Genomic DNA, 25,419 nt, shown 5'->3' with positions numbered 1-25,419 from the left:
GCGCTCAGTCGCGGAAGGCCTCGTAGGCGGGGGCGAGCAGGGTGGCGAGGTCGCGGCCGTGGACGGTGATGCCGGAGCGGCCGAGGCGGCGCAGCGAGGGCTCGTCCGGCTCCTCCTCGGGCGGGGCGGGGCGCAGGGTGAAGTCGCCGCGCCAGTAGGCGGCGACGTTGACCACGGGCTGCGGCTGCTCGGTCACGCGTCCTCCTCCGCCACGGCGTCCTCCCGGGTGAGGGCGACCAGTTCGCGCAGCGCCTCGCCGGGCAGGTCGGTGAGCCAGTGCTCCCCCTCCCCCACCACCGTCTCCGCCAACGAGCGCTTGGCGGCGAGGAGTTCGTCGATCCGCTCCTCGACGGTGCCGACGCAGACCAGCCGGCGGACCTGGACGTCCCGGCGCTGGCCGATCCGGAAGGCGCGGTCGGTGGCCTGCTCCTCGACCGCCGGGTTCCACCAACGGTCCAGATGGATCACCTGATTGGCGGCGGTCAGGTTGAGACCGGTGCCGCCGGCCCGCAGCGAGAGCAGGAACACCCGTGGCCCGTCCGGGGACTGGAAGCGCTCGACCAGTTCCTCGCGGCGCCCCCGGGGCAGTCCGCCGTGCAGGTAGAGCACCTCCTCGCCGAGCCGGCGCTCCAGGTACGGGCGGAGCATCGCGCCGAATTCGGCGTACTGGGTGAAGACCAGTGTCCGGTCGCCCTCGGCCAGCGCCTCCTCCAGCAGCTCCGCCAGCCGGGCGACCTTGCCCGAGCGCTCGCCCAACGAGGAACCGTCGTGCAGCAGTTGGGCCGGGTGGTTGCAGACCTGCTTGAGCTTGCCGATCGCGGCCAGCACCGTGCCGCGCCGCTCCACGCCCCGGATGCCCTCGACCCGGCGCAGCAGGTCGGCGACCACGGCCTGGTAGAGGCCGGCCTGTTCGGCGGTGAGGTTGCACCAGACGGTCATCTCCTGCTTCTCCGGCAGCTCGGCCGCCACCACCGGGTCGGACTTGAGCCGGCGCAGCACGAACGGGGCGGTGCGGCGCCGGAGTTCGGCGGTGCGCTCGGGGCTGCGGTGCAACTCGACCGGGATCGCGTAGCGCTCCTTGAAGCGCTCGGCCGGGCCGAGCAGGCGGGGGTTGGCGAAGTCCAGGACGGCGTGCAGCTCGGCGAGCCGGTTCTCGACCGGGGTGCCGGTGAGCGCGATCCGGTGGCGGGTGACGGGCAGCGCGCGGATCGCCCGGGACTGCGCGGTGCCGGTGTTCTTGATGTGCTGGGCCTCGTCGGCGACCACCCGGCGCCAGCGGATCGCCCGCAGGGCGGCGAGGTCGCGCTGGACCAGCCCGTAGGTGGTGATGACGAGGTCCGCTCCCCGTACGGCTTCGGCGAGCCGGTCGGCGCCCAGCCGGCCGGCGCCGTGGTGGACGTACCGGCGCAGGGCGGGGGCGAAGCGCTCGGCCTCGCGCTGCCAGTTGCCGACCAGGGACATCGGGCAGACCAGCAGGGTGGGGCCGGGGGCGTCCTGCGCCGGCTCGGACGTCACAGCGAGCTCGGCGGCCCGGTGGTGCTCGGCCTTCTCGACGGCCAGCAGGGCGAGGGTCTGGACGGTCTTGCCCAGGCCCATGTCGTCGGCCAGGACGGCGCCCAGGCCCAGCCCGGACATCGTCCGCAGCCAGGCCAGCCCGCGTTCCTGGTACGGGCGCAGCACCGCCCGGAAGTCCGGCGGCAGCACCGGCGCGGGGGCGACGTCGGCGCGCCCGGCGAGCAGGTCGCCGAGCGGGCCGTCCGCGTGGACCGACGTGACCGGCAGCCCGGCGACGGTGGCCTGCGGGTCGAAGGCGAGCCGCAGCAGGTCGGCGGCGGCCGACACGCCGTCGCGGCGGTCGGCGAGGAAGGCGAGCGCGGCGGCGATCTGCGCCGGGTCGGCCTCCAGCCAGGTGCCGCGCACCCGGACCAGACCCTGCTTGGCGGCGGCCAGTTCGGCGAGTTCCTGCTCGGTGAGCGGGGCGCCGTCCGGGCCGAGCGCGGCCTGCCAGCGGAAGGCGACCACGGCGTCCCGGTCCACCTGACCGGTGGCCGCGAGCGAGCCGGGGGCGGGCGGGGTGGTGGCGCGCAGGGCGAGGCCGAACCGGGGGCGGCGGCGCCACCAGGCGGGCAGCAGCACCCCGAAACCGCCCTCGGCGAGCGCCGGCGCGGCGGTGCGCAGGAAGTCGAGCGCTCCCGCCCGGTCCAGCGGCAGGGCGGACGGGCGGGCGCGGTGGCGCAGCCCGTCCAGGGCGGGCCAGCGGTGGGCGGCGCGGGCGAGTTCGGCGACCAGGACGTCGGCCGGATCGGCGGCCTTGCGGGCGAGGGCGGCGTGCGCGGCGCCGCCCTCGTGCAGGTCGGCGGCGCGGATCAGCAGGGACGACTCGTCCACGGCCTGGAGCAGGAACTCCAGCTGCCAGGCGTCGTCGGAGGGGCGGCCCTCGGGGTCCTCGGCGTCGGGGCCGAGCGGCTCGACCAGGCGGAAGCAGAGGCGCAGTGCGGGGTCGGTGGGCTCTGCGGTGGCGTACCAGGCGGCGACCCGGCGGCACAGTTCGGCGAAACCGTCGGGCGGGGCACCGTCGGGGAGCTCGTCGGGCGGGGCGCCACCGGGGAATCCGTCGGGCGGGGCGCCGTCGAGGAGTCCGTCGGGGGTGGTGAGCGCGTGCAGCCAGCGCTCGGCGACGGCCTCCCCCGGTTCGGGGAAGGCGGTGTCGGCCAGGGCGGCACGGGCCTCGGCGTCGACCAGCGCGCCCAGCGCGTCCGCCAGCAGCGCCTCCCCGGTGCCGGCGCCGTGCGGCCACTCCCCGAGGAGGACGGGCGGGCAGCCCGCCGCCAGTGCGGCGGCCTCCCGGCGCCCGGCCGGGGTCGGGTCCGGCCGCCAGCGGGCCTGCGGGCGGCCGTCGGCCGGCACGGGCAGCGGCAGCACCCGGCCCCGGCCGACCGTCCGCCAGGCGAGGTCGTGCACCCCGGTGAGCCAGCGCAGCGAGGGGCCGTGGACGACCTCGACCCGGCCGGTGCCGGGCAGGTCGGCGCTGGTGACGGCCCAGTGCGGGTCGAAGACCTCGCCGAGCAGCTGGGCGGCGGCCCCTGCGTCGAAGAGCAGGGCCGGCACCCGCCAGGGGGTGAGCACCGCACCGCCGCGCGGCGGGGTGACCGGCAGATCGGGGGAGGGCGCGGGGACGGCGCCGACGGTGGGCAGCAGCAGGGTGGCCCAGCGCTCGGGGGCCTGCCCGGCGAGCCAGCCGAGGCCCGGGCCGATGCCGCCGAGGACGGCGGCCAGCCCGGCGGCCGGACAGGCGTAGGGGTGTGCGCGCGGGGCGGGCCGGTCGGGGTGCGGTTCGGCGGCGCCAGGGTGGGCCCGGGCGTCCTCGGCCCAGAGCGCCAGCTGCCCGTCCGTCCGCCAGAGCGCGTGCAGGACGAACATCGGGGGCCTTCCGGGCGGGTGGGGAACCGTCCTTCGAAGCCTAGTCGGGAGGACCGACAGCGGCCGTCGGGCCGGGTTTCCGGTCCGATCGGGCGAATCGGGCAGATCAGTAGGAAGTGCCCGGAACTTGTGGTTGAAATTTGAACGACAGGGGCGTACGGTGGAGCCCAAGAAGTTGAAGCCTAAACAAATGGCTTCGAACCCGAGGAGGAGCCATGGGCCTGTTCAACCGCACCAAGACCACCGCCACCACCGCGACCGCCGTCGCCGTCCAGGCCCCGGCCGGCCCGGACCTGTCGCACCTGACCGGCGACTGGGCGATCGACACGACGCACAGCGAGATCGGCTTCTCGGTCCGCCACGCGATGGTCACCAACGTCAAGGGCCGCTTCACCGAGTACGACGGCAAGCTGCACCTGGACGGCGCCACGCCGCACAACTCCTCGGCCGACCTGGTGATCAAGGTCGCCAGCATCGACACCAACCAGGCCCAGCGCGACGAGCACCTGCGCACCGGCGACTTCTTCGCCGCCGACACCTTCCCGGAGATCCGCTTCCGCAGCACCTCCACCGAGCAGCTCGACGCCGACACCTACCGGATGACCGGCGAGCTCACCATCAAGGACACCACCCGCCCGGTGGTCCTGGACCTGGAGTTCACCGGCAGCGCCACCGACGCCTACGGCGCCGAGCGGGTCGGCTTCGAGGGCAAGACGGTCGTCGACCGCACCGACTTCGGCCTGACCTACAACGCGGCCCTGGAGACCGGCGGCGTGCTGATCGGCGAGAAGGTCAAGCTCAGCTTCGACATCTCCGCCGTCAAGGCGGCCTGACCGGGTCGGTCCGACCGCGCCACCGCCACGAGCCGTCGCCCCTGCCCCTCTCCCCCGAGGGCAGGGGCGGCTTCGTGCACGGCCCGGAGCCGTTCGTGACCTCGCGCTCCACCCACGCGCCTCCGCCGCCCGGCCGGGGCCGGCGCCGCGTCCGCCACCCGGCCGGGAGCAGCGCCGTGTCCGCTACCGGCCGGAAGCAGCGCCGCGTCCGCTACCGGCCGGAAGCAGCGCCGCGTCCGCGTCCGGCAGCCAGCTGCCGGGCGGGCGGCGCAGCCAGCCCTCGACCGCGCCCAGTGCGCCCGCGGCAGCGGCCAGCGCGCCGAGCCCCGGATGGCGCTCGCCGGGCCGGTGCACCAGGCTGACCAGGCTCAGCGGCACCGGATCCACCAGCGGCACGTTCACCGTCCCCGGGATCCTCGACCCGCCGACCGTGGTCAGCATCGGATCGCCGTGCCGGGCGAGGTAGCGGGCGGTCTCGTCCACACCCACCGGCGGAACGTACGGGTCCGCCGCCGTCAGCCCGTGCTCGCGCAGCAGCCGGGTGCCGAGGTCGGCCCACTCGGTGGTGGCCGGGTTGCCCGCGCAGATGTCGACGGGGTGCCCGGCCAGGTCGGCCGGACGCAGCGCCGACCGGCCCGCCAGTGGGTGGGTGTTCGCCATCATCACCGAGATCCGCTCCAACCGCACCGGCAGCTGGACGAGTTGGCCGCGCACCGGGGCGGGCAGCCCGGCGAAGCGGCCGAACGAGGCGTCCAGCCGGTGGGCCAGCAGTTCGGCGGCGGCCGCGGCCAGACCGCCGTGGAAGCGGGCCAGCAGGTCGCCCTCGGGCCAGGCGGCGCGGGCCCGTTCGAGCACCCGGCCGGCGGTCAGGTCCGGGCCGGTGACGTCGCTGTTGAGGTCGAGCAGCAGTGGCCGGGCGGCGGCTCCGGCGCCGGCCTCGGCGAGGATCTCGTCCTGCAGGGCGAGGAGTCGGCGGGCCTTGGGCAACAGCTGCTGTCCGACCGGGGTGAGGTCGACGCTGCGGGTGGTGCGGGTGAACAGCGCGGCGCCGAGCAGTCCCTCCAGGGCCCGGACGTCCCGGCTGAGTGCCTGCTGGGCGATGTGCAGCCGCTCGGCGGCCCGGCCGAAGTGCAGGGTCTCGGCGGTCGCGACGAAGCCGCGGAGCAGGCGGGGGTGCAGGTCACGGGGCATGGGCGGCAGATTAACAACAGCCTGTTGTCAGTGTTCCGGAACAGGTGTTGGACGGCGGCCCGCCGGCGCGGCGAGGCTGTGGGCATCCCCCTTCTTCCTGTTCAGGAGCCCGAGTGCCCCCGCGCGCCTTCCTCACCTCCTACCGGCGGCTGTTCACGGCCCCCGGCGCCGCCGCCTTCACCCTGGCCGGGCTGCTCGGGCGGGCCGCGCTGTCGATGACCGGCGTGTCGCTGGTGGTGCTGCTCTCGGAGCGGCGCGGCTCGTACGGCCTGGCCGGGACGGTCTCGGCGGCGGGGCTGGTCACCGGGGCGATCGGGATGCCGCTGATCGGCCGGCTGGTGGACCGGTACGGACAGGCCCGGGTGACGGTGCCGGCCGCGCTGTACAACGCCGTCCCGCTGGCCGGCCTGCTGCTCTGCGTCCGGTTCGGCGCGCCGGACTGGACGCTCTACCTCTGCTCCGCGGCCTGCGCCGCCGCCCCCAACCTCGGCGGCATGGCCCGGTCCCGCTGGGCGCACCTGTACCGGGACGACCCGGCCGCCCGGCACCTCGCCAACTCCTTCGAGCAGGCGCTGGACGAACTCTGCTTCATGGCCGGGCCGGTGCTCGCGATGCTGCTCTGCACGACGGTCGCCCCGGAGGCCGGACTGATCACCGCCGGCACGCTGGGCACCACCGGCGCCCTGCTGTTCGCCGCCCAGCGGCGCACCGAACCGCCGCTGCCCGCCGTCGCGGCGCCGGGGCCCGGATCGGCTCAGGGACGTGGATCGGCTCAAGGGCACGGGCCGGCGCAGGAGCGTGGGCCGGCCGGCGCTCCTGCGCCGCACGGCTCCCCGCTGCGGGTGCCCGGGCTGCGGGTGCTGGTGCTGACCTTCCTGGCGTCCGGCATGGTCTTCGGCGCGACCGAGATCACCACCGTGGCCTACGCCGACGCGCTCGGGCACAAGGCGGTGGCCGGCCCGCTGCTGGCCCTGTTCGCGGCCGGATCCTGCGTGGCGGGGCTGCTGTTCGGGCTGCTGACCCCGCGCCGGACTCCGGGGGTGCGCTTCCTGACCGGGGCGGCGGCGATGGCCGGGGTACTGCTGCTGCCGCTCGCCGCCGGGCTGGGCGGAGCCGGGCTCGGGCTGCTCGGGGTGCTGCTGTTCACCGCGGGAACGGCCACCGCGCCGACCATGGTGACCGGGATGACGCTGGTCCAGGAGCTGCTGCCGCAGCGGCAGTTCAACGAGGGCATGGCGATGGCGGTGTCCGGCATCGTGGTCGGGATCTCGGCCGGTGCGGCCCTCGCCGGGACGGTCGCCGAGCACGCCGCCCCCGGCACCGGCTACGCGCTGCCGGCCTCGGCCGCCGCCCTCGCGCTGCTGATCGCGCTGGCCGGGCAGCGGCACCTGCGGGCAGCCGGGCCGTCGGCACCTGAGTCCGCGTCAGGGTCGGGTGCCGGGACGGGGTCGGGTACCGCGAGGGGGTCGGGTGCCGGGACGGGAACGGGCCCGGCGGAAAATGCCGAGCGGATTGTCAGTGCCTCCGTCTAACTTCGAGTCATGGCGGAAATCACCTACGTCCGAGGCGATGCCACCGCGCCCCTCGGCAAGGGCGTGAAGGTGATCGCGCACATCTGCAACGACCTGGGCGGCTGGGGCAAGGGCTTCGTGCTCGCGATCTCCAGACGCTGGCCCGAGCCCGAGGCCGCGTTCCGACGCTGGCACCGGGAGCGGGCGAAGAACGACTTCGGCCTCGGCGCCCTGCAAGTGGTGCGGGTCGCGCCGTACGTCTGGGTGGCCAACCTGGTCGGCCAGCGCGGCATCCGGACCGGGCGCTCCACCGGGGTGCCGGTGCGGTACGAGGCGATCGACGCCGGGCTGGCTGCGCTGGGCGACCGCGCGCTCGAACTCGGCGCGTCCGTCCACATGCCGCGGATCGGCTGCGGGCTGGCGGGCGGGCGCTGGGAGAAGGTCGAGCCGCTGGTCACCGCCCGGCTCACGGCGCGCGGCGTGCCGGTGACCGTCTACGACTTCGGCTGACCCGACGTCCGGCCCGTCCGGCCGGCCCGTAGCCGACCTGGCCGATCCACATCCGACCCGTCCACGTCCGTCCGGCCCGGATCCGACCGGAACTCCCTCCGACCGACCCCCAACCGACCTACGACGTCGACCGGCCCGGCCAGGCGTACACGTACTCGGGCAGCACGAACCCGCCCGGGAACACGCCCTCCTGCGCCCGGACCCGCACGGCGCCCTCGCGTTCGTAGAAGGCGATCGCCCGGGTGTTGTCGCGCAGCACCTCCAGGAACAGCTCGGCCCCGGGGTGCCGCTCGGCGACGAAGGCACGGGCCGCGGCCAGCAGCGCGCGGCCGATGCCGCCACCGGTCAGACCGGGGCGCACGTGCAGGTTGTCGATGAGCACCCGTCCGTCCGGCTGCGGGACGAGGTAAACGAAGCCGTCCGCCTCCCCGTTCCGTTCGGCGACCAGCAGCTCGGGCGTGTTCTCCGGCTCGCCGTAGTCCGCGTCCAGGCGCAGCCTCCACAGGTCGCGCCGCTGGTCGGCCATCCCGTCACCGAGCCCCTCCTCCGGGACGATCCCCCGGTAGGCGGTGCGCCAGCTGTGCGCGTGCAACTCGGCCACGGAATCCGCGTCCTGCGCGCCACCGCGCCGAATGACGGTCTGCCCTGAACTGATCATCCGACCAGCCTCCCACAGAGATGGAGTTGAACATGTTCAACCGAAGCGCCTACAGTTCTGCCAATGTTTTGAACGCGTTCGAATCACGGGGGGTGGTGTGCGTGGCACCGGGTGTGGAGGGGACATCCGGTGCCACGAACACCGACACCGGCTGGAACCTCGTCTCCGGCTAGGCTCGTTCCCGTGGACGACCTGGCAGCGACGAACCGCACGGACGACGAGAACGGCACGGCCGAGGATTCGGCTGCGCCCGGAGCGGAGGGCGGGCCCCTGCCCGGCGGCCGGGCGCAGCCGAAGACCGACAAGAGTGAGGCGACCCGGGCCCTGATCCTGGAGACGGCCATGCGGCTGTTCCAGGAGCGGGGCTACGAGAAGACCACCATGCGCGCGATCGCCACCGAGGCGGGCGTCTCGGTCGGAAACGCCTACTACTACTTCTCGGCGAAGGAATTCTTGATCCAAGGGTTCTACGACCGGATGACGTACGACCATGCGGCGGACGCCAGGAGCCGCATGGCCGGTACGCGGGATTTCGCCGAGCGACTGGAAATGGCGCTGACCTCCTGGCTCGACACGGCCGCCCCGTACCACGAGTTCGCCGCCCAGTTCTTCCGCACCGCCGCCGACCCGACCAGCTCGCTGAGCCCGTTCTCCAACGAGTCCCACCCGGCCCGGGCGACGGCGGTCGAACTGTTCCGCGAGGTCCTGCAGGGTTCGGAGCTGGCGCCCAAGCTGGACGCCGAACTGGTCGAGCTCCTGCCCGACGTGCTCTGGCTGTACCTCATGATCGTGGTCCTCTACTGGGTCTTCGACCGGACCGAGGACACCGAGCGGACCCGGGAATTCGTCCACCGGTCCACCCCCATGGCGGCCCGGGTGATCAACCTCTCGCGGTACCGGGTGTTCCGGCCGATCGTCCGCGACGCCAAGGGCCTCATCCAGGACTTCATCCTGCCGACCATCGGCAAGACCGCGGTGAAGTAGCGGAAGCGGTAGAAGCGGCGCCCGGCGGAACGCGCTCCGACCCGGCGCGGGCCGGCCCCGAGGTGGGGCCGGCCCGCGCCGGGTCGTCCGTGCGGATCCGGTCGGCTCAGAACCCGTCCGGGTTCCAGGCCTGCAGCGGGGTGCGCAGCAGCAGGTCCGCGGCGGCCGCCGCACCCGGGCGCAGTTCGGTGACCAGCGCGGCCGCGGCCAGCCTCGGGACCGTCTCCGCGCCGAGGTAGAGCGAGCCCAACTCCGAGGCGCCGAGGGCGAGGTCGGCGTCGTCCGTGCTGCGGGTGCAGCGGCCGGTGCCGTCCGGCGCGACCTCCAGCGCCCAACGGCCGGACGCGAAGCCGAGCTTGTCGTCCACCTCCAGCACCACCCGGCCGGGAGCGCCGTACGTCCGCGCGCCGAAGGCGGCCTCGACGTCCAGCACCCGGAGCCAGGTGAAGTCGGAGTTCTCCTCGTGCGGGGTGGCCGCGCGCCGGTCCTGGAGCAGCAGCGGCAGCGGGTCGTCCGGGGAGGCGTTGCCCACCGCGATCCTGGCCACCCAGTCGACGGACAGCAGGAAGCGCCAGAGCTCGACCGTGGTCGGCAGGTCGAGGGCGGTGAACTCCTCGACGGTGAGCGTGCAGTCGGGGTAGGCGCCGTCCCACTTGTCGTCGATCCGGTAGACCACCAGACCGGTGACCACCCCGTCGGCGTCCCGGTGGACGGCCGCGAACGGCTCCTTGAAGTCGAAGCCCGGCACCTGGACCTCACCGCTGGTGCGCTGCCACCACAGCTCACTGCGGTCGATCGCGCCCGGCTGGGTGCGCCGCCAGCGCTCGTGCAGGCCGGGCCCGAGCTCGCGCAGCTCCGCCATGGTCACGAAGTCGATCCGGCCGCCGGGGACGCCCGGCAGGCCCTCGCGCAGGCCCCGGGTGCGGCGCAGGTCGACGCGCCAGCCGGCGTTCCGGGTGGCCGGGCCGAAGCCGAAGCGGCCGTAGATGTTGTACTCGGCGGCGATCAGGATGGCGACCGACGTCCCGCGCGCGGCGGCGGCCGCCAGGTCCCGGCGCATCATCGTGCTGAGCAGGCCGCGGCGGCGGTGGGTGGCGCTGACCGTGACGTGGGTGACGGCGTCGGCCGTGATGACGGCCCCGCCGGGGACGGTCAGCTCCGCGTCGTAGCTGCGGAAGGTGGCGATCTGGCGGTCGCCGTCGAAGCCGGCCAGCAGCCGGCCCGGCTCCCACTGCCGACGGCGCACGTCCGCCGCGCTGCTCACGTGCGGGCGCATGAAGCCGAGGGTCAGCGCGCGGTCCCAGGCCGCCACCTCGTCCTCGGAAATCGCCCGCACCAGGAGCCCGTTCACGGTGTCGACGGCCGTGTGATCGTTGCTGTTGCCCATGGGGCCACGGTACGGCGGTGCCCCGGCCGGGGCACCCGATTTATTCCGTGCCCGACCCGACGTGCTCCCCCGGCACCACCACCCAGTGGTTGGTACGCAGGACACGGCCCGCGAAGCCCAGGCTCCGCTCGCCGACCAGCCGGAAGCCGAGCGCCCGGCAGATCCCGTTGGACGGGCCGTTGCCGACCCCCGGGTTGGCGTGCACCTCGCCCCAGCGGCCGTCCGCGGCGGCGGCGTCCAGCACCCGGCGGACGGCCGCCTTGGCGAGCCCGCGGCCCTGGTACTCGGGCAGCACCATCCAGCCGATCTCGGAGACCGTCCGGCCGTCCTCCTCGTCCGACCAGAGGGTGACCGTGCCCGCGACCTCGCCGTCCTCGGTGCCGTCCGGGACGATCACCTTGACCCAGCAGCGGTCCGCCGCCACCTCGACCACGTCCTTGCGCAGCCGGGCCTCCACCCGCTCCCGGGGCAGCGGCCCGCCCAACTCGGCCATCATCACCGGGTCGCAGCGCATCCGCACGTACGCCCCGACGTCCCCCTCACGAACATCGCGCAGCAGCATGACGCCTCCTCAGAACGGTCCGGGCGGCCACGCTACCGCCGACCACCGACATCGGCCCGGGGGTGCCCGTACCGCCGCCCTCGTGGACGGCAACCGCCTCCGCAGGCCGGAGGAGCGCGCGGGCCGGAACCGGCCCACGCACCCGCCACGGGGAGTTCGGCGCCCGGCTCGACCGGTGGCCTGCGGACGGATCCGATGGACGACGGGGGAACGACATGGGAGTCGCGGAGCTGCTCGCGGAGCAGGACGACAGGGCGCGCCGGAACCAGGAGTGGTGGGGCGCGGCGTCCGGATCGCCACCGGGCTGCCGGTCCTGGCCGGCTGGCTCCGGACGCTCCAGCCTGGCCGAGGCCCGGTCCGAGCGGTAGCCGGGCCCGGACGATGAACCGGGGTGGGGGCCCGGGGCTCACGGCCGGGCGTAGAAGTCCGGGGTGCCCATGATCCAGAGGCTGGCCTGCTTGATCGGCATGCCCGCGCGCGGGGCCTCGATCATCTGGTCGTCGCCGATGTAGAGCCCGACGTGGTAGATGTCGGCGGCGCGACCGGTGTCCGTCCAGAACACCAGGTCCCCGGGGCGCAGCTCGCGGTAGCCGATCCGGGAGCTCTGGGCGTACTGGTCGGCGGCGAAGTGGTTGAGCTGTCGGCCGCCCTCGCGCCAGGCCATCATGGTCAGCCCCGAGCAGTCGTAGCCGGCCGGGCCCTCGCCGCCCCAGACGTAGGGCAGGCCGATCTTGGACTTGGCGAAGGCCACCGCGGCGGCCGCGCCCTCGGCGGACCACGGGCGCACCGCGGCCGGCACGGCGGGCGGTGCGGCGGAGGCCCTGGCGGCGGCCGCCGCGGCTTCGGCGGCCTCGGCCTCCCGGGCGGCCCGCTCGGCGGCGGCGCGGGCGGCGGCCTCGGCCTCCTGGGCGGCGATCGCCTCCAGGGCCTCGCGGCGCTTGCGCTCCAGCTCGACGGTGGTGTTCCGGGCGGCGGCCAGCTCGGTGAGCAGCTGCTCCCGGTGCCGGGTGGCGGCGGCCACCTCGCCCTGCTGGGCGGCCAGTCGCTGCTCGGCCCGCGCCCTGGCCGCGCCGACCTCGGCGGCGGCCCGCTCGGCGGCCCCGGTGGCGGTGCGGGCGGCGGCGGAGGCGCTCCGGGCGGCGGCGGCCGTGGAGGTGGCGGCGTCCAGGATCTGCCGGGTGCGCCCGCTGACCTGGCCGATCGCGACGGCGCGGTCGCCCGCCTCGCGCGGGCCGTGGGCACCGAGCAGCGCGTTGAGCGCGGACAGTTCGGCGCCCGCGCCCTGGCGGTACGTCTCGGCGGCGAGCCGGGCCGCGTCCTCGGCGGCGGCCGACCGCTCGGCCTCGGCGGCGGCGGCGTGCCGCACGGCTGCGCTCTCCTCGGCGCGGGCCCGGGTGAGGGCGAGCTGGGCACCGTTGTAGGCCTCGACGGCCTGTTCGGCGCCGCGCCCGGCCCGGTCGAGCTCGGTCCGGGCGGCGGTGAGCGCGGCCTCCAGGGCGACGGCCGAGGAGGCCTTCCGCTCGGCCTCGGCCCGGGCGCGGTCGATCTCCTCGGTGCTCGGGTACGGTTCCTCGCCCCCGGCCCGGCCGGCCACCGGTTCGCCGACCGCCGAGGCGGCCTGGGCGGCGGGAAGCAGCCCGAGCAGGGCGGTGAGCGACAGCAGGAGGGTCGGCAGGAGCCGGCGCGCCATGCGGCATCCCTTCTCACGGGTCCGGAGGGGACGGCGGCGGACGGCGCGCGGCGCACCCGGGCGAGCGGTGGCCAGGCGGGGAATCCGGCGGATCATCCCATCACGTGACAGAACGGTCACATGACGCCCATGGTCTCAATTCCGGAGGCCCACACAACCGGAAAGCGCTCCGCCGGTCGGGTGACCATCGGATGATCCGACTAGGACTCAACTCCGGTGGGACGCAGCGGGCCTACGGACTACCGGTGGATCCGGTGGGTGTGCGTCCGCAGCCTGGGGTGGCGCTCGGGCCGGCGCTCCAGCCCGGTCGGGCCGACGGCGTAGGTCCGGCTGCGCCCCGCCCGGACGGTACGGCGGCGCTGCTGGGCCCGGTGGGAGCGGCCCGGTCCGGCCGCGGCCCCGAACACCGGGCCCTCCGCGGCCGGGGGCCTGGCCGTCGCCCCGGCGGCGGCCGCCGAACGGCGGTCGGCCAGCCGGGCCTGACGGCGGGCCAGCGCCCGGGCGGCGTGCGCGTCGAGGTGGGCGGTCGCCCGGGCGGACATCCGCTCGGCGACCCGGTGGGCGGCGGGGTGGTTGACGGGCACCTTGTCGGGGGCACCGGCGATCAGGTCGAAGAGCCAGGTGCGGGCCCGGTCCGCACGCCGGTGCAGCAGGCGCTCGCGCCGCAGTGCGCGCGCCCGGCGCCGGGGGCGCGTGGTGTACCGCCAGCGGGCCCAGGGGCTGCTCGGCCGGGCCAGCCGGATCGCGCCGATCCAGGACAGACCGGGGACCATGATCCCGAGCAGCCCGGTCCACACCTTGCCCTTGAGCAGGGTGATCACCGAGGCCAGCGCGTTCACCGAGATGACCGTGATCAGACCCCAGCGGGTGTTCTCGCCGGGCAGCGCGGCGAACGGCACGTACCCGATCAGGAGCAGTGCGGTGAACAGGATCCCGAAGATCACCGCGTCCACCGACTTGCGGCCCTGCTCGCCCCAGTACACGTCGTCCAGGTGCAGGATCAGCGCGAACTCGTCCAGCACCAGGCCGCAGCCGATGCCGAAGGCCAGCCCGAACAGGTTCATCCACGGCTGCCCGCCGTAGGTGGCGAACACCCCGATGCCGCCGAGCAGCAGGAAGCCCAGACCGAACACCATGTGGTGGATGTGCAGGCCGCCGGGGGTCACGTTGCCGGGCCACCAGCGCACCTGGGCGCGGATCATCCGGACGCTGAACCGGATGCAGACGAAGGACGTGATGAAGCCGACCAGCAGCAGGAACAGCGGTTGCTTGTGGGCGTTGACGATGTGCTCGCGGTAGCCGTCCAGCAGTGTGGTCATGCGTCTTACCTTCGTTCCTGGTCCTGCGTCCTGCCTGCCGTCACGTGGCCCGGGGCCCAACGGGCCGCCAACACGGGTCAACGCGCGGTCAGAACCCTCGGGTGCGCTTGGCCGCCCGGCGCGGCATCGCCGGGTACAGCGAGGGGAGCTCGGCGCCGACCGGCAGTTTGAGGAACAGCCGGGCGATCTCCCCGCCGAGGTTCACCCCGACCGCCAGCGCCATCGCGATCGCCGCCGCCCGGAACACCGACACCAGGCCGGCGCTGGAGTGCCCCTGGGCGAAGGCGAGCATCCCGAGGTAGAGCGCCGAACCCGGCATCAGCGGGCCGATCGCGGCGGTCACGTACGGCAGCGCCGAGTCGTTGCGGTAGCGCGCCATCAGCTGGCCGAAGAGGCCGACCAGGCCGGCCGCCACCCCGGTCGCCGCGATCGGGTTGACGCCCGCGTTGTAGACCAGCGCGCCGTAGCTGGCCCAGCCGATGCCGCTGTTGGCCGTGACCAGGGCGAGCGAGCGGCGGTCGGTCTGCAGCAGGGTCGCGAAGGCCAGGGTCAGCAGCATCGCGGCGAGCAGCTGGACCGGCGGGGTGCTGATCCCCACCAGGCTCTCGTCCGGCCGCAGCTTCGCCTCGAAGCCGACGCCCAGGTAGAGGATCACCATGACGCCTATCACGATGCCCGCGACCAGGTAGATCACCTCCAGCAGCCGGGCCGCGGCGGTGATGTAGAAGCCGGTCAGCCCGTCCTGGACGGCGGCCACCAGGGCGCGCCCGGGCAGCAGGGCGAACAGGCCGCCGGTGATCACGACCGAGCCGCGCAGGCCCCAGTCGTTGAAGGACAGGATGATCCCGGACGCGGCGGCCGGCATCGCCGCCGCCACGAACTGGTAGAACTCGGGCAGCCGGCGCCGGGCCAGCGCGGAGGCCAGCCGGTCGCCGAGGACGGCCGCGATGAAGGCGCTGGCGAAGACCAGCCAGGCCTTGTCGTCGATCCGGCCGCCGACCAGGAAGGTCGCCGCGCCGGCCAGCAGACCGGTGGTCAGCGCGAGCACCCAGGCCGGGTACGGGTGCCGGTTGCGGCGGATCAGGGCGAGCCGGCGGTAGGCGTCGTTGACCGTCACCTTCTCCGCGGTGATGTCCGCGACCAGCTCGTACACCGCGTTCAGCCGGGTGTAGTCGGAGGTGCGGCGGCGCACCACGCGGTCGGCGGTGACCGGCGGCTCGACCAGCGAGGGCTGGTGCGAGATGCCGATCAGGGTGAAGGTCACCTGCGGCTCGCAGCGGTCCAGCCGGTAGGCGTGCGCGATGCCGAGCATCGCCGCCTCGACGTCCTCGGCGGCCTCGCCGCTGGCCAGCAGCAGCTCGCCGATGCGCAGGGTCAGGTCGAGGATGCGGGGGACGTTGCGGGCGGTGCCGGCGGAGGGGTGCAGCTCGCGGGCGGTCCGCTCGAAGGCCGGGCGCTCGGACATCGGGGTGCGCAGCAGCGTGCGCATCCGGTCCGGCCAGGGCGCCTCGCCGGGGGCGCCGGCGGTCAGGTCGGTGATCGGGATGCCGGTCGGCGGGGTGTAGCCGGCCGCCCGCCACTCCTCCGGGGTCAGGGTGTCCTCGGCGGTCGAGCGGCGGCGGGCCGGGCGGGCGGGCCGGGGGCGGGCCTGGACGGCGAGCTCGGGGTGCGGCCCGGGCTCGGGCAGCGGCTCGGACTCGGCCGGCGGCTCGGGCTCGGGCGCCAGCAGGCCCCTGGTCTCCGGGACGGGCGGGGCGAGCGGGATGACGACCGTGGGCTCGACGGGCGGGGCGGGGTGGCCGAGCAGGCCCTCGGTGGGCGGGGCCTCGGCGGGGTGCACCGGCGTCGGGGGTGTCTGCGGTGTCCGGCGGACCGCCCGGCCTCCCCTCGCCCGCTTGCCCGCACCCGGTCGGCCCCGCTTAGGCACTTCCGCTCCTTGCCGCCCCTGGTGGCCGCCGGCCACCGCTCGATCTCGGGTTACACCTTGCCTGATCGAACAGCCGGACGCACATGTACGTGACGTCCCGCGGCCTGGGCGGCGGGCGCCTACCCGGCGGGGTGGCGGACGGTGCGGTCCCCGCCGGACCGGCGGGCCCGCAGCAGTTCGACCACCACCGGGACCGCCGACACCAGCACGATGCCGACCAGGATCGCCTCGATGTTGTCCCGGACGAACGGGATCCGCCCCAGGAAGTAGCCGAGCACCGTGACCCCGCCGCCCCACAGCACGCCGCCGACCAGGTTGAACAGCACGAAGCCGCGGTAGTTCATCCTGCTCACCCCGGCGACGATCGGCGTGAAGGTGCGCACGATCGGCACGAAGCGGGCCAGCACGATCGCCTTGGGCCCGTGCCGTTCGAAGAAGGCGGCGGCCTTCTCGACGTTCTCCTGCTTGAAGACCCGGGAGTCGGGCCGGCGGAACAGGCTCGGCCCGACCTTGCGGCCGAAGAGGTAGCCGACCTGGTCGCCCGCCACCGCCGCGGCCACGATCAGCGCGCAGACCAGCCAGAGCGGCTGGTGCAGGTAGCTGCCGCCGGCCACCAGCAGACCGGTGGTGAACAGCAGCGAGTCGCCGGGCAGGAAGAAGCCGATCAGCAGGCCGGACTCGGCGAACACGATGGCCAGGATGCCGAGCAGACCGAAGGTGGAGATCAGGGTGGTCGGATCGAGCCAGGACGGGCCGAGGGCGAGGCTGGTCACGGTGCGGGCACTCCGGGAGGTCGAGTCTTGGCAATGAAAAGGTAAAGCATTGACAAAGACTCGCCCCCGGCCCGAAAGGTTCCCGGCCGGGGCGCCTCGACCCCGGCCCCGGCCGGCACGCGCCGGTACCGACCGGGGCGGGCGCCGACCGGGGCCGGTGCGGTCGGCAGCCGCCGGTTCGCAGCCGCCGGTGATCGTCGGCGGCCGTCAGAGGCCGTAGCGCTCCACGATCTCCTCGTGCCGGGCGACGTCCACGCCGGCCGCCTCGGCCAGCGCCGGCCAGGCGAGCGGGTGCGGCCAGTCGCCGGTCAGCCGGTGCAGCAGCGCGTCGGCCTCGGCGGCCGAGGCGGTCGGCGGCACCCCGACCGCCGCGTAGATCCCGGGCAGCGTCCCGTCGTCGTCCGCCGGGTCGGTGATCCGGTACTGCTCCCCGCTGTACGCCCAGACCGCGTAGCCGGCCTCCTGCAGCCGCTCGCGCAGGGTGCCCCACGGTTCGTCGCCGGGCCAGCCGCCGTCGATCCAGTAGGTGGTGTACCCCGCCGGGTCGAGCAGGGTGAGCAGTTCGAACGCCGGGCGCCAGCGGCGCCGCTCCTCCTCGGGAGCGTCCTCGGCCGGCGGGCGCTCCAGCAGCGCCGGGGCGAAGACCACCACGTCACCGTGGTTGAGCGTCAGGTCCTCGCCGAGCACCGGCAGGATGCGTGCGGTGGCCGGTCCGGTCCGGACGGCGGGCAGGTCCGCGGTCGAGCCGTTGGTGCGGGTGGCCCGGACGGTGACCAGCTGCCACTCCTCGTCCACCGGGCCGTCCGGCTCGTCGAACTCGATGCCCAGCAGCGCGCCGGTGGAGCGGACCACGGCCCAGTCCCGGTTGGCGCTGGCCGCGGTGATCAGGTGCCAGAGGTCGGGCTCCTGGACCGCCCGGTGCCCCTCCTCCTCCGGTATCTCCCCGGCGGGCAGCGCGCGCTCCAGCACCTCCTGGTGGAACCGCTGCGCGGTGGCGTGGTCACCCAGCTCGGTGGCGGCGCGGGCGGCCAGGCGACGGGTGTTGAGCACCGCGTCGTCCAGCGCGAGGATCGCCTCGCACTGCTCCAGCACCTCGGCCCAGCGGCTCTCGGCGGCGGCCCAGCGGGCGCGCATCCAGTGCGCGTCGGCGGGCGCCGCGCCGGCCAGCCGGTCGGCCAGGCGGCGCACGCCGTCGGCGTCCCGGGCGTCGATCAGCATCTCGCCGAGCGTGCCGGTCAGCTCGCGGTCCGCCGGATCGGCCTCCAGCCGCTGCCACAGCAGGTCGGCCGCGGCCCGGGCGTGGCCGAGGCCGCCCAGCACGGTGGCCAGGAGCACCGTCGGCCCGGTGGCGCCGGCCTGCTCACCCCGGTACCGGTCCAGGGCGACGGAGAGCAGGTCGGCGCCGGTCTCGAAGGGCACCTCGACCTCGGCCAGGTACGCCGTCAGCTCGCCCGGCGGGACGGGCAGCTCGGGCTCCGGCAGTGCCTCGGCGGCCGCGCGCAGGGCCGCGACCTCCTCCGACACGCCGTCGGTGCGACGCAACCGGGTGAGCTTACGCTCCCCCGTCGCGGCGAGGGTCAGCGCCACCGTGCGGGCGCCGCGGGCGAGGGCGAGCCGACCCGCGGCCAGCAGCAGGTCCACGCACGGGCGGTGCGCCCCGGCGGTGTCCAGGTAGCCGGCCCAGCCGGCCAGCACGGCGCCCAGCTCGGCGTCGTTCTCCCACGCGCCGGCCGCGACCAGCAGCTCGACCGTCTGCGTCCAGGCGGGCCGCAGGTCGGCGTGCAGCTCGGCCTCGGCACGGTCGGGGAGCAGGGCGAGCGCCTCCTCCGTCCGGCCGAGCGCGGCGAGCGCGCGGGCCCGCAGCATGGCGCCCCAGCGCTGGTCGCGCTCGTCCAGCCGGTGCCCCTGCGCCTGCTCGGCCCGCTCGGCGGTGTCCAGCAGCTCCAGCACCTCCTCGTACCGGCCCAACAGGTGCAGGGTGCCGGCCCGGGCCTGGTGGAAGCGGAGCGAGATCCGCTGACCGGCCGCCAGCATCCGGTTGGCGGCGGTGTCCAGGTGGTCGAGCGCCTCGGCCGCCCGGCCGTCGTCCTCCAGGGCGTCGGAGTACTCGCGGGAGAGGCAGTCGTAGCACGCGCGGCCGGGCTCGATCCGGGCGAGCGTCTCGCCGACCACGTCGAGCCGCTCGGCCACGTAGCCGGGCCCGTCGACCCGGGCGTGACAGATCGCGAAGTCCTGCACCACGCAGACGGACTGCGGGCAGCCGGCGGTCTCCTCCCGGTGGGCGAAGTCCAGCAGGTCGATCGCCTCGGGCATGACCGCCTCGCCCTGCTGGCGCTTGTTCAGCAGGTTCTGCATCCGCCAGTGCCGCAGGTAGACCTCGACCCAGGGCAGGCCGAGCGACCGCGCGGCGGCCAGCGCCTCCGGGTAGAGCGCGTCCAGCTGGTCGTTGCGGCCCTCGGTGGCGTGCTCGGGCAGCTCGACGATGGCGTCGGCCAGCCGGTGGTGGCCGGCCTCGGCCAGCTGCTGGTGGGTGTCCCGCACCCAGGACCAGATGTCGGTGGTCATGCTCGTTCCCCCTGCGTCGTGCTGATGAGTTGTCTACCGCGGACCACTGACAATGCGTCCGTCACGCTCCCTCCGAGAGCGCGCCGGGGCTGTCCGGGACGTCCGGCAGGCCGGCCGGGACGGCGGCGGTCAGGGCGGAGACCGCGGTGCCGACACCGGTCAGCGCGGCGGTGAGGTCGCCCTCGGCGGGACCGGACGAGGCCGCGGCCATGATCACCTTGAGCGAGCGGAGCAGACCGGCCGCGGTGGCGCTGCCGGTGTGCCCGGTGCGGTAGGCGGCGAGCAGGTCCTGAACCGCCGGGCAGGCCAGGTTGAGGTAGAGCCGGGCCCTGACCTCGCCGTCGGTACGGGCGGTGAAGGCGCGGGCCAGCCGCAGTGCGGCGGACGGGATCCGGGCGTCCGCCTGGTCGTCCTCGATCCGGGCCTTCAGCTCGGCCTCGCGGTCCGGGACCAGCACCAGCGGCAGGCCCGGCGGGTCGAAGCGGGCCGGGACGAGCTGCTCGCCCGGGTCGGCGAGGGCGCCGGCCAGCCAGGCCGCCTCCCCCTCGGGCAGCGGCCGCTCCGGGTCGCGGAACAGCTCGCGGTTGCCCTGCTCGCTGCCCAGCTCGACCAGTCGGCAGCCGCGCAGCTGGGCGTAGCGGCGCAGGAAGGGCAGCACGGCGTAGCGGTCGCCGCGCGCGATCGGCACCCGCATCGCCCGGTACAGCATCTCCTCGAAGCCGCCGCCGCTGCCGAGCGCGACGTGCACCGCTCCGCCGCCGGCCGCGCGCAGCGCCCCGGCGGTGAGGTCGCCCTGCGAAGTGGGCACCGGGACGTCGTCGGCGAGCAGGGTGAACAGCCGCTCGTCGCAGAGCGCGGCGCCGAGCAGGTCCTGGCCGTGCCGGGCGAGGATCCGGCGCCAGGCGGCGGGCCGCAGCCGGGCCGTCTCGTAGAGGCCGTCCACGATGGCGTCGGTGAGGGCCTTCTGCAGCGCGCGGTAGTGCTCGTCGCGCTGGAGGTCCTCGCGGCTGGCGGTGGGGGTGAGCCGACTGGACTCGACCACGCCGCCGATGAACCCGGCCCAGCCGGGCAGCAGTTCGCGGGCGTCCTCGGCGAGCAGCATGCCGCGCAGGTAGACGGCGAGGTCGCGGTTGTCGCTGCTGCCGTAGGTGCCGCCGTCCTGGACCCAGAGCAGGCCGACCGCGTCGGTCGCGCCGTCGACCGGGTGGACCGGGAAGGCGGTGAGCGGCTCGAAGCGGCGGCCGAAGGCGCCGGCGAAGCGCATCCGGGCGGCGTACTGGTCGCCCGCCACCGCCTGGCGCCAGGGCACCTCGACGGAGTTGACCGGCTGCTCGTCCGCACCGACGTAGACCGGGATCGGGAGCAACACGCAGTAGCGGCCGAGGATTTCGCGCAGGGCGTCCTCGTCGGCGAGCTGGGCGTGCTCGGCCTTGAGCGCCAGCTCGACCACGGTGCCCGGGCGCGGCCCGGCGGCCACCGGCTCGACCCGGTACTGCTCGCCGCCGCGGCTGCGGTAGCGGTGGCCGAGCGTCGGCTCGCGGTGCGAGGTGGTGGTGACGGTGACCTCGTCGGCGATCGAGAAGGCGGACAGGAAGCCCAGTCCGAAGGCGCCGATCAGCTCCTGGTTGCCGGTCAGTTCGCGCAGCATGCGGGTGTAGCCGGTGCCGACGGTGGCGAGGTAGGAGTGGATCTCCGGCTCGGTGAGTCCGGCTCCGGTGTCCTCGATCGCGACGGTGCGCCGGGCGGCGTCGGCGCGCACCCGGATCAGCGGGCGGTGCTCGCCCTCCGGGTCCTCCAGGAGCCGGCGGGTGTGCGAGTCGTGCGCGTTCTGGACCAGTTCGCGCAGGGCCACCAGGGGGGTGGAGTAGAGGTGGGTGGCGAGGACGTTCACCAGGCCGCCGAGATCGACCTCGGTCGTCCGCAGTTCCTCGGCGGGAGTGGGCTCGGGCGGGACACCTTCAGACATGGGTCCCCAGTGTGCCAGTGCGACAATCCGCCCACCATTTCTTTCCTCTTGCCGGAATGACGGATTGCGGTCAACTCGCAATTGACCCGATCGCCACCATCGGGGGAATTGCCACCCGTTCGGTGGATTCGCCCGCACCGCTGGTCAATGCTGGGCGGGCGACGTCAGGCCACGGCGCTTCGGAGCGGCCACTCCGGCGAGCGCCACCATTCGCATTTCCAGTCAGGGAGACCAGCGTGTCCCGTATTCGCGCAGCCGCCGCCGTCACCGCCCTCGGGGCGTTCCTCCTGGTCGGCTTCGGCGCCGCCACCGCGCACGCCGACAACGGCGCCGTCGCGGTCGACCACTCCAACGGCAGCGTCGTCGGCAACACCGGGTCCGGCAACATCATCGGCAACGTCACCGGCAGCGTGGTCAACACCCAGCAGACGGCCACCGGTTCGGGCGGGAGCAACCAGAACAACGGCCTCGCCGTGGCCGGCAACGGCGGGAACATCGGCGCCCTGCAGGGCAACGGAAACGTCGACGCCCGGGTGTACTACCCGCACGTCCTCTACTAGGCGCTCCCGGGCCGTTCCTCCGGGCCGGGTGCCCGTCCCGTCACCACGGGGCGGGCGCCCGGCCCGCGCCGCGTCCGAGGACCCGCGCCTCAGGACAGGCCCAGCACCGCCCGGCCGAGCCGCAGCAGGCAGTCCCCGAGGTCCGGCCGGGCGCTGTGCGGGCGGTTCCGCACGCCGTCGTTGACCAGCGCGAACAGCGCGTGCACCCGGATCCGGGCGGCCGCCGCGTCGTACTCCGGGCGCACCTGCCGCAGCAGACCGACCCAGGTGCGCAGGAAGTCCCGCCGGAAGTCCACCGCGGCCCGCCGGTCGGCCGGGGGGAGCCGCTCCGTCTCGCTGAGCATCGCGCCCAGGTAGTCGCCGTTGCCCAGGGCGAACCGGACGTACGCGCCGAGCCCGGCCGTCAGCGCCGCCCCGGGCCCGTCGGCCGCCGCGATCGCGCCGTCCACCTCGTGGCGGAGCCGCTCGCGGCCGCGCACCAGCGAGGCGGCGAGCAGGTGGGCCTTGCTGTCGAAGTGCCGGTACACGCTGGGGCCGGAGATGCCGACGGCGGCGCCGATCCGGTCGGTGCTGACGTTGTCGAAACCGCGCTGGTGGAACAGCCGGACGGCGGCCGCGAGCAGTTCCTCCCGGCGCGTGAGCGGCCCGGGTTCCCGCGCCGGCCCGGGCTCCGGCACCGCCCCGGGTTCCCGCACCGACCCGGTTCCCGGCGCCGGTCCGGCCGCGGGCCCGGGGCCGGGGCCGAGGTCCGTGCCGTCCAGCGGGACCGCGAGGACGGCCGACACCAGCTCGCGCAGCAGCGCCTCCGCGCGGCGGGGCTGCGGCGCGGCCGACTGGTAGGACAGCCCGGCGCAGGCCGAGAGCGCCGACCAGCAGAGCAACTCGGCGTCCCTCTGGGAGAGTTCGGAGCGCTCGGCACCCAGCACGGCGGCCATCAGCGCGACGTCCGCGCGCAGTTCGCGGCGCAGCGCGGCCCGCCGGGCCGGCGGCAGCAGCCGGGCGTCGCGCTGCACCAGGGTGCCGAGCGGACGGTGGCCGACCGCGACGGCGGCCAGCGCGGCGCCGACCTCCTCGGTGGTACCGGCCGCGCGCAGTCCGGCGGCGAGGTCGTCCAGGCCCAACCGGAGGGCGCGGTCGAGCAGTTCGGGCTTGCCCCGGAAGTGCCGGTAGAGCGCGGGCGCGGTGATGCCGACCCCGGCGGCGACCTCGGTCATCGAGACCTGGTGGTAGCCGCTGCGGTGGAAGCGGTCGGCGGCCACGGCGAGGATCTGGGCACGCCGCCCGGGCGGCCGTCGGACCACCATGGCGCGCCTCCCTCCCGACCGACCGGACACCGGCCGAACCTCGGCCGAGTACCCCGACCGAGCGCCGACCGGACCCCGACCGAGCGCTCGCCCGGTCCCGACCAGGCCTCGGCCGGACCTCGACCGAAGGCTAGCAAGGATTCACTTGACACCCCCGCCGGCCGTGTCCGCCAAGCCTGCCGACGCTGGACAGCCGAAGCTACCCGGGATTAACTTGTGAGGCCATCACCTGGCACGTTCCGCCCGGCCGGCAGCTCCGGCCGGCACCGTCGAAGGGAGCGCCGCCGTGCGCCGCACCGTGTTCACCGAGGACCACGAGGCCTTCCGGGAGACCATCCGGGACTTCGTCGCCAACGAGGTCGTCCCGGTCTACGAGAGCTGGGAGGCCGAGGGCCACCCGCCGCGCGACTTCTACCGGCAGCTCGGCGCGCTCGGCGTCTACGGCATCGAGGTGCCCGAGGAGTACGGCGGCGCTGGCGAGAGCGGTTTCAAGTACCAGGCGGTGATCGCCGAGGAGACCGCCCGGGCGGGCGTGAGCTTCGGTTCCTCCGGGGTGCACACCGGGCTGGTGCTGCCGTACCTGCTGGAGTACGCGAACGAGGAGCAGAAGCGGCGCTGGCTGCCCGGCTTCGTCTCCGGCGACATCATGACCGCGATCGCGATGACCGAACCGGGCGCCGGCTCCGACCTCGCGGGCATCACCACCACCGCGCGGCTCTCCGAGGACGGCACCCACTACGTCCTGAACGGCGCCAAGACCTTCATCACCGGCGGCGTGCTGGCCGACCTGGTCCTGGTGGTCTGCCGCACCGCCCCGTACGACCCGGAGAACCGCCGGGCCGGCCTGTCCATCCTCTGCGTGGACACCGACTCCGCGGGCTACACCGTCGGCCGCAAGCTGCAGAAGATCGGCCTGCGCACCTCGGACACCGCCGAGCTGGCGTTCAGCGACGTCAGGGTGCCGGTGGAGAACCTGCTCGGCGAGGAGGGCATGGCCTTCTCCTACCTGACCCACAACCTGGTGCAGGAGCGGCTGGCCATCGCCGTCGGCGCCTACGCGGCGGCCGCGGCGGCGGTGCGGTTCGCGGTGCAGTACGTCAAGGACCGCAAGGTGTTCGGCAAGGCCGTGGCCGAGTTCCAGAACACCAAGTTCACCCTGGCCGACTGCGAGGCCCAGGTGGTGGCCCAGCAGTCGATGGTGGACCGCGCTCTGGAGCTGTACCAGAACGGCGAGCTGACCGTGGCCGACGCGGCCGCGGCGAAGCTGTTCTGCACCGAGTCGGCCTCCACCGTGATCGACAAGTGCCTCCAGCTGCACGGTGGTTACGGCTACATCCTGGAGTACCCGATCGCCCGGCTCTACACCGACAACCGGGTGTTCCGGATCTACGGCGGCACCAGCGAGGTCATGCGGAGCATCATCGCGAAGTCGCTCGGGCTGTAGGTCCGTTCGGGTCCCGTCCGGGCCAGGTCCGGGCCGCGTCCGGGCCCGAGGGAGCGGCGGGCCGCACTTCCGTGGCGGCCCACTGCGCCTTCCGGGGTGCGGTCAGTTGGGCGAGGTCTGCTCGGCGCGCCAGGCCTCCCAGCCCGCGGTGGACGCCGCCTTCGCCCCGTGCAGCGCCCGGTGGGCGATCACACTCGGTGGGGCGTCCATCCCCCGTACCCAGTTGCGGCCGGCCGTGGCCAGTGCCGCGCACATCATCACCGTCCCGGCCGCACCGAGTGCCGCACCGATGCCGGTGAGCACCACGCCACCGGCCAGCAGCGAGCGGTTGACCTGGAATCCGCTGAACAAACTCTCGTTGGTCGCCATGTCTCCACGATGAGCGCAGTCGGCGCGGGCTGCACGTCGAACGCCTCCGGGTGCGCGACCCGGGTCCGTCCGCGACCCTGGCAGCAAAGGCCAGGAGGACGCGCGATGCCCGATCTCGAACAGCTCGCCGTGGAGCACGCCGCCCTCGCGGCCGAGAGCCCGCACGGGCGCAGCGCCCATCTGGTGCTGCACGACGGCGTCCTGCGGCAGACCGTGATCGCGCTGACCGCCGGGACGGCGCTGGACGAGCACAACCCGCCCACCGCCGGAAGCGTCCAGGTGCTCCGCGGCCGGGTCTCGCTGACCATCGCCGGCCGGCGGCTGGAGCTGCCGACCGGCCGGCTGGAGCCCGTCCCGCAGGAACGGCACGGGCTGCTGGCGCACGTCGACTCGGTGGTGCTGCTGACCGCCGTCACGCCCTGACGGCGCCCCGGGGGCCGTGCAGG

Annotated in this window: 21 protein-coding genes; 7 read left to right on the top strand and 14 right to left on the bottom strand. The window is 74.8% G+C overall.

What is annotated here, in order from left to right:
- Positions 1–4: 4 nt before the first annotated feature.
- Entirely contained in the window at positions 5–196 is a 192-nt protein-coding gene (locus tag AB0Q99_RS14310) for a hypothetical protein (RefSeq protein WP_363571449.1), read from the bottom strand.
- Positions 193–3,420: an SNF2-related protein gene (locus AB0Q99_RS14305; RefSeq protein WP_363571447.1), complete on the bottom strand. Its 3,228-nt coding sequence runs from the start codon at positions 3,418–3,420 to the stop codon at positions 193–195. The genes AB0Q99_RS14310 and AB0Q99_RS14305 overlap by 4 nt, the downstream gene beginning before the upstream one ends.
- A gap of 215 nt (positions 3,421–3,635) precedes the next feature.
- Between AB0Q99_RS14305 and AB0Q99_RS14300 the strand changes: the two genes are divergently transcribed.
- A complete protein-coding gene (locus AB0Q99_RS14300) occupies positions 3,636–4,253 on the top strand; it encodes a YceI family protein (protein WP_363571445.1) in 618 nt (205 codons plus the stop codon).
- 183 nt (positions 4,254–4,436) lie between these two features.
- Here AB0Q99_RS14300 and AB0Q99_RS14295 read toward each other — a convergent pair whose 3' ends face one another.
- Positions 4,437–5,444 carry a LysR family transcriptional regulator gene (locus AB0Q99_RS14295; protein WP_363571443.1) on the bottom strand — a complete coding sequence of 336 codons (1,008 nt, stop codon included), beginning with the start codon at positions 5,442–5,444 and terminating at the stop codon, positions 4,437–4,439.
- A 113-nt stretch (positions 5,445–5,557) separates the two neighbouring features.
- Here AB0Q99_RS14295 and AB0Q99_RS14290 point away from each other — a divergent pair, with 113 nt between their 5' ends.
- Together AB0Q99_RS14290 and AB0Q99_RS14285 are read left to right on the top strand one after the other, a co-directional pair.
- Complete coding sequence (locus tag AB0Q99_RS14290) at positions 5,558–6,976, top strand: MFS transporter (protein ID WP_363571441.1); 1,419 nt, start codon at positions 5,558–5,560, stop codon at positions 6,974–6,976.
- A gap of 9 nt (positions 6,977–6,985) precedes the next feature.
- Positions 6,986–7,465: a macro domain-containing protein gene (locus AB0Q99_RS14285; protein ID WP_363571439.1), complete on the top strand. Its 480-nt coding sequence runs from the start codon at positions 6,986–6,988 to the stop codon at positions 7,463–7,465.
- A gap of 118 nt (positions 7,466–7,583) precedes the next feature.
- Here AB0Q99_RS14285 and AB0Q99_RS14280 read toward each other — a convergent pair whose 3' ends face one another.
- Positions 7,584–8,066, bottom strand: coding sequence for a GNAT family N-acetyltransferase (locus tag AB0Q99_RS14280; protein WP_363571437.1), 483 nt, complete (start codon positions 8,064–8,066; stop codon positions 7,584–7,586).
- Between the two features lie 240 nt (positions 8,067–8,306).
- Between AB0Q99_RS14280 and AB0Q99_RS14275 the strand changes: the two genes are divergently transcribed.
- A complete protein-coding gene (locus AB0Q99_RS14275; RefSeq protein ID WP_363571435.1) occupies positions 8,307–9,107 on the top strand; it encodes a TetR family transcriptional regulator in 801 nt (266 codons plus the stop codon).
- 106 nt (positions 9,108–9,213) lie between these two features.
- Here the strand turns inward: AB0Q99_RS14275 and AB0Q99_RS14270 are convergent, their stop codons facing one another.
- The 8 genes from AB0Q99_RS14270 to AB0Q99_RS14235 all read right to left on the bottom strand — a co-directional run bounded on the left by AB0Q99_RS14270 (position 9,214) and on the right by AB0Q99_RS14235 (position 21,296).
- Complete coding sequence (locus AB0Q99_RS14270; protein ID WP_363571433.1) at positions 9,214–10,494, bottom strand: GNAT family N-acetyltransferase; 1,281 nt, start codon at positions 10,492–10,494, stop codon at positions 9,214–9,216.
- Between the two features lie 40 nt (positions 10,495–10,534).
- Positions 10,535–11,056: a GNAT family N-acetyltransferase gene (locus tag AB0Q99_RS14265; protein ID WP_363571431.1), complete on the bottom strand. Its 522-nt coding sequence runs from the start codon at positions 11,054–11,056 to the stop codon at positions 10,535–10,537.
- Positions 11,057–11,462: 406 nt separating this feature from the next.
- Positions 11,463–12,746 carry a C40 family peptidase gene (locus AB0Q99_RS14260; RefSeq protein WP_363571429.1) on the bottom strand — a complete coding sequence of 428 codons (1,284 nt, stop codon included), beginning with the start codon at positions 12,744–12,746 and terminating at the stop codon, positions 11,463–11,465.
- Between the two features lie 239 nt (positions 12,747–12,985).
- Positions 12,986–14,065, bottom strand: a complete 1,080-nt coding sequence (locus AB0Q99_RS14255; protein WP_363571427.1) for a hypothetical protein — start codon at positions 14,063–14,065, stop codon at positions 12,986–12,988.
- Between the two features lie 88 nt (positions 14,066–14,153).
- Positions 14,154–15,905, bottom strand: coding sequence for a threonine/serine exporter family protein (locus AB0Q99_RS14250; protein WP_363571425.1), 1,752 nt, complete (start codon positions 15,903–15,905; stop codon positions 14,154–14,156).
- 206 nt (positions 15,906–16,111) lie between these two features.
- Complete coding sequence (locus AB0Q99_RS14245; RefSeq protein WP_363571423.1) at positions 16,112–16,765, bottom strand: VTT domain-containing protein; 654 nt, start codon at positions 16,763–16,765, stop codon at positions 16,112–16,114.
- Between the two features lie 207 nt (positions 16,766–16,972).
- The gene (locus AB0Q99_RS14240; RefSeq protein WP_363571421.1) at positions 16,973–19,330 is read right to left on the bottom strand and encodes a hypothetical protein; all 2,358 of its coding nucleotides are present in this window, start codon (positions 19,328–19,330) and stop codon (positions 16,973–16,975) included.
- Between the two features lie 61 nt (positions 19,331–19,391).
- On the bottom strand, positions 19,392–21,296 hold the full coding sequence (locus AB0Q99_RS14235; protein ID WP_363571419.1) for an ATP-binding protein: 1,905 nt from the start codon (positions 21,294–21,296) through the stop codon (positions 19,392–19,394).
- A 236-nt stretch (positions 21,297–21,532) separates the two neighbouring features.
- On the opposite strand from AB0Q99_RS14235, the gene AB0Q99_RS14230 reads away from it, so the two are divergent.
- Positions 21,533–21,856, top strand: coding sequence for a hypothetical protein (locus tag AB0Q99_RS14230; protein ID WP_363571417.1), 324 nt, complete (start codon positions 21,533–21,535; stop codon positions 21,854–21,856).
- 89 nt (positions 21,857–21,945) lie between these two features.
- Here the strand turns inward: AB0Q99_RS14230 and AB0Q99_RS14225 are convergent, their stop codons facing one another.
- Positions 21,946–23,160: a TetR family transcriptional regulator gene (locus AB0Q99_RS14225; RefSeq protein ID WP_363571415.1), complete on the bottom strand. Its 1,215-nt coding sequence runs from the start codon at positions 23,158–23,160 to the stop codon at positions 21,946–21,948.
- Positions 23,161–23,446: 286 nt separating this feature from the next.
- On the opposite strand from AB0Q99_RS14225, the gene AB0Q99_RS14220 reads away from it, so the two are divergent.
- Positions 23,447–24,604, top strand: coding sequence for an acyl-CoA dehydrogenase family protein (locus AB0Q99_RS14220; RefSeq protein ID WP_363571413.1), 1,158 nt, complete (start codon positions 23,447–23,449; stop codon positions 24,602–24,604).
- 102 nt (positions 24,605–24,706) lie between these two features.
- Here AB0Q99_RS14220 and AB0Q99_RS14215 read toward each other — a convergent pair whose 3' ends face one another.
- The gene (locus tag AB0Q99_RS14215) at positions 24,707–24,973 is read right to left on the bottom strand and encodes a hypothetical protein (RefSeq protein WP_363571411.1); all 267 of its coding nucleotides are present in this window, start codon (positions 24,971–24,973) and stop codon (positions 24,707–24,709) included.
- Positions 24,974–25,078: 105 nt separating this feature from the next.
- On the opposite strand from AB0Q99_RS14215, the gene AB0Q99_RS14210 reads away from it, so the two are divergent.
- Positions 25,079–25,396: a cupin gene (locus AB0Q99_RS14210; RefSeq protein WP_363571409.1), complete on the top strand. Its 318-nt coding sequence runs from the start codon at positions 25,079–25,081 to the stop codon at positions 25,394–25,396.
- The last annotated feature ends 23 nt before the right edge of the window (positions 25,397–25,419 follow it).

The sequence above is a fragment of the Kitasatospora sp. NPDC086791 genome, from assembly GCF_040685975.1.
GTDB lineage: Bacteria > Actinomycetota > Actinomycetes > Streptomycetales > Streptomycetaceae > Kitasatospora.
Note: the sequence above shows the minus strand (reverse complement) of the source record. Positions and strands in the feature narration are given on the sequence as shown.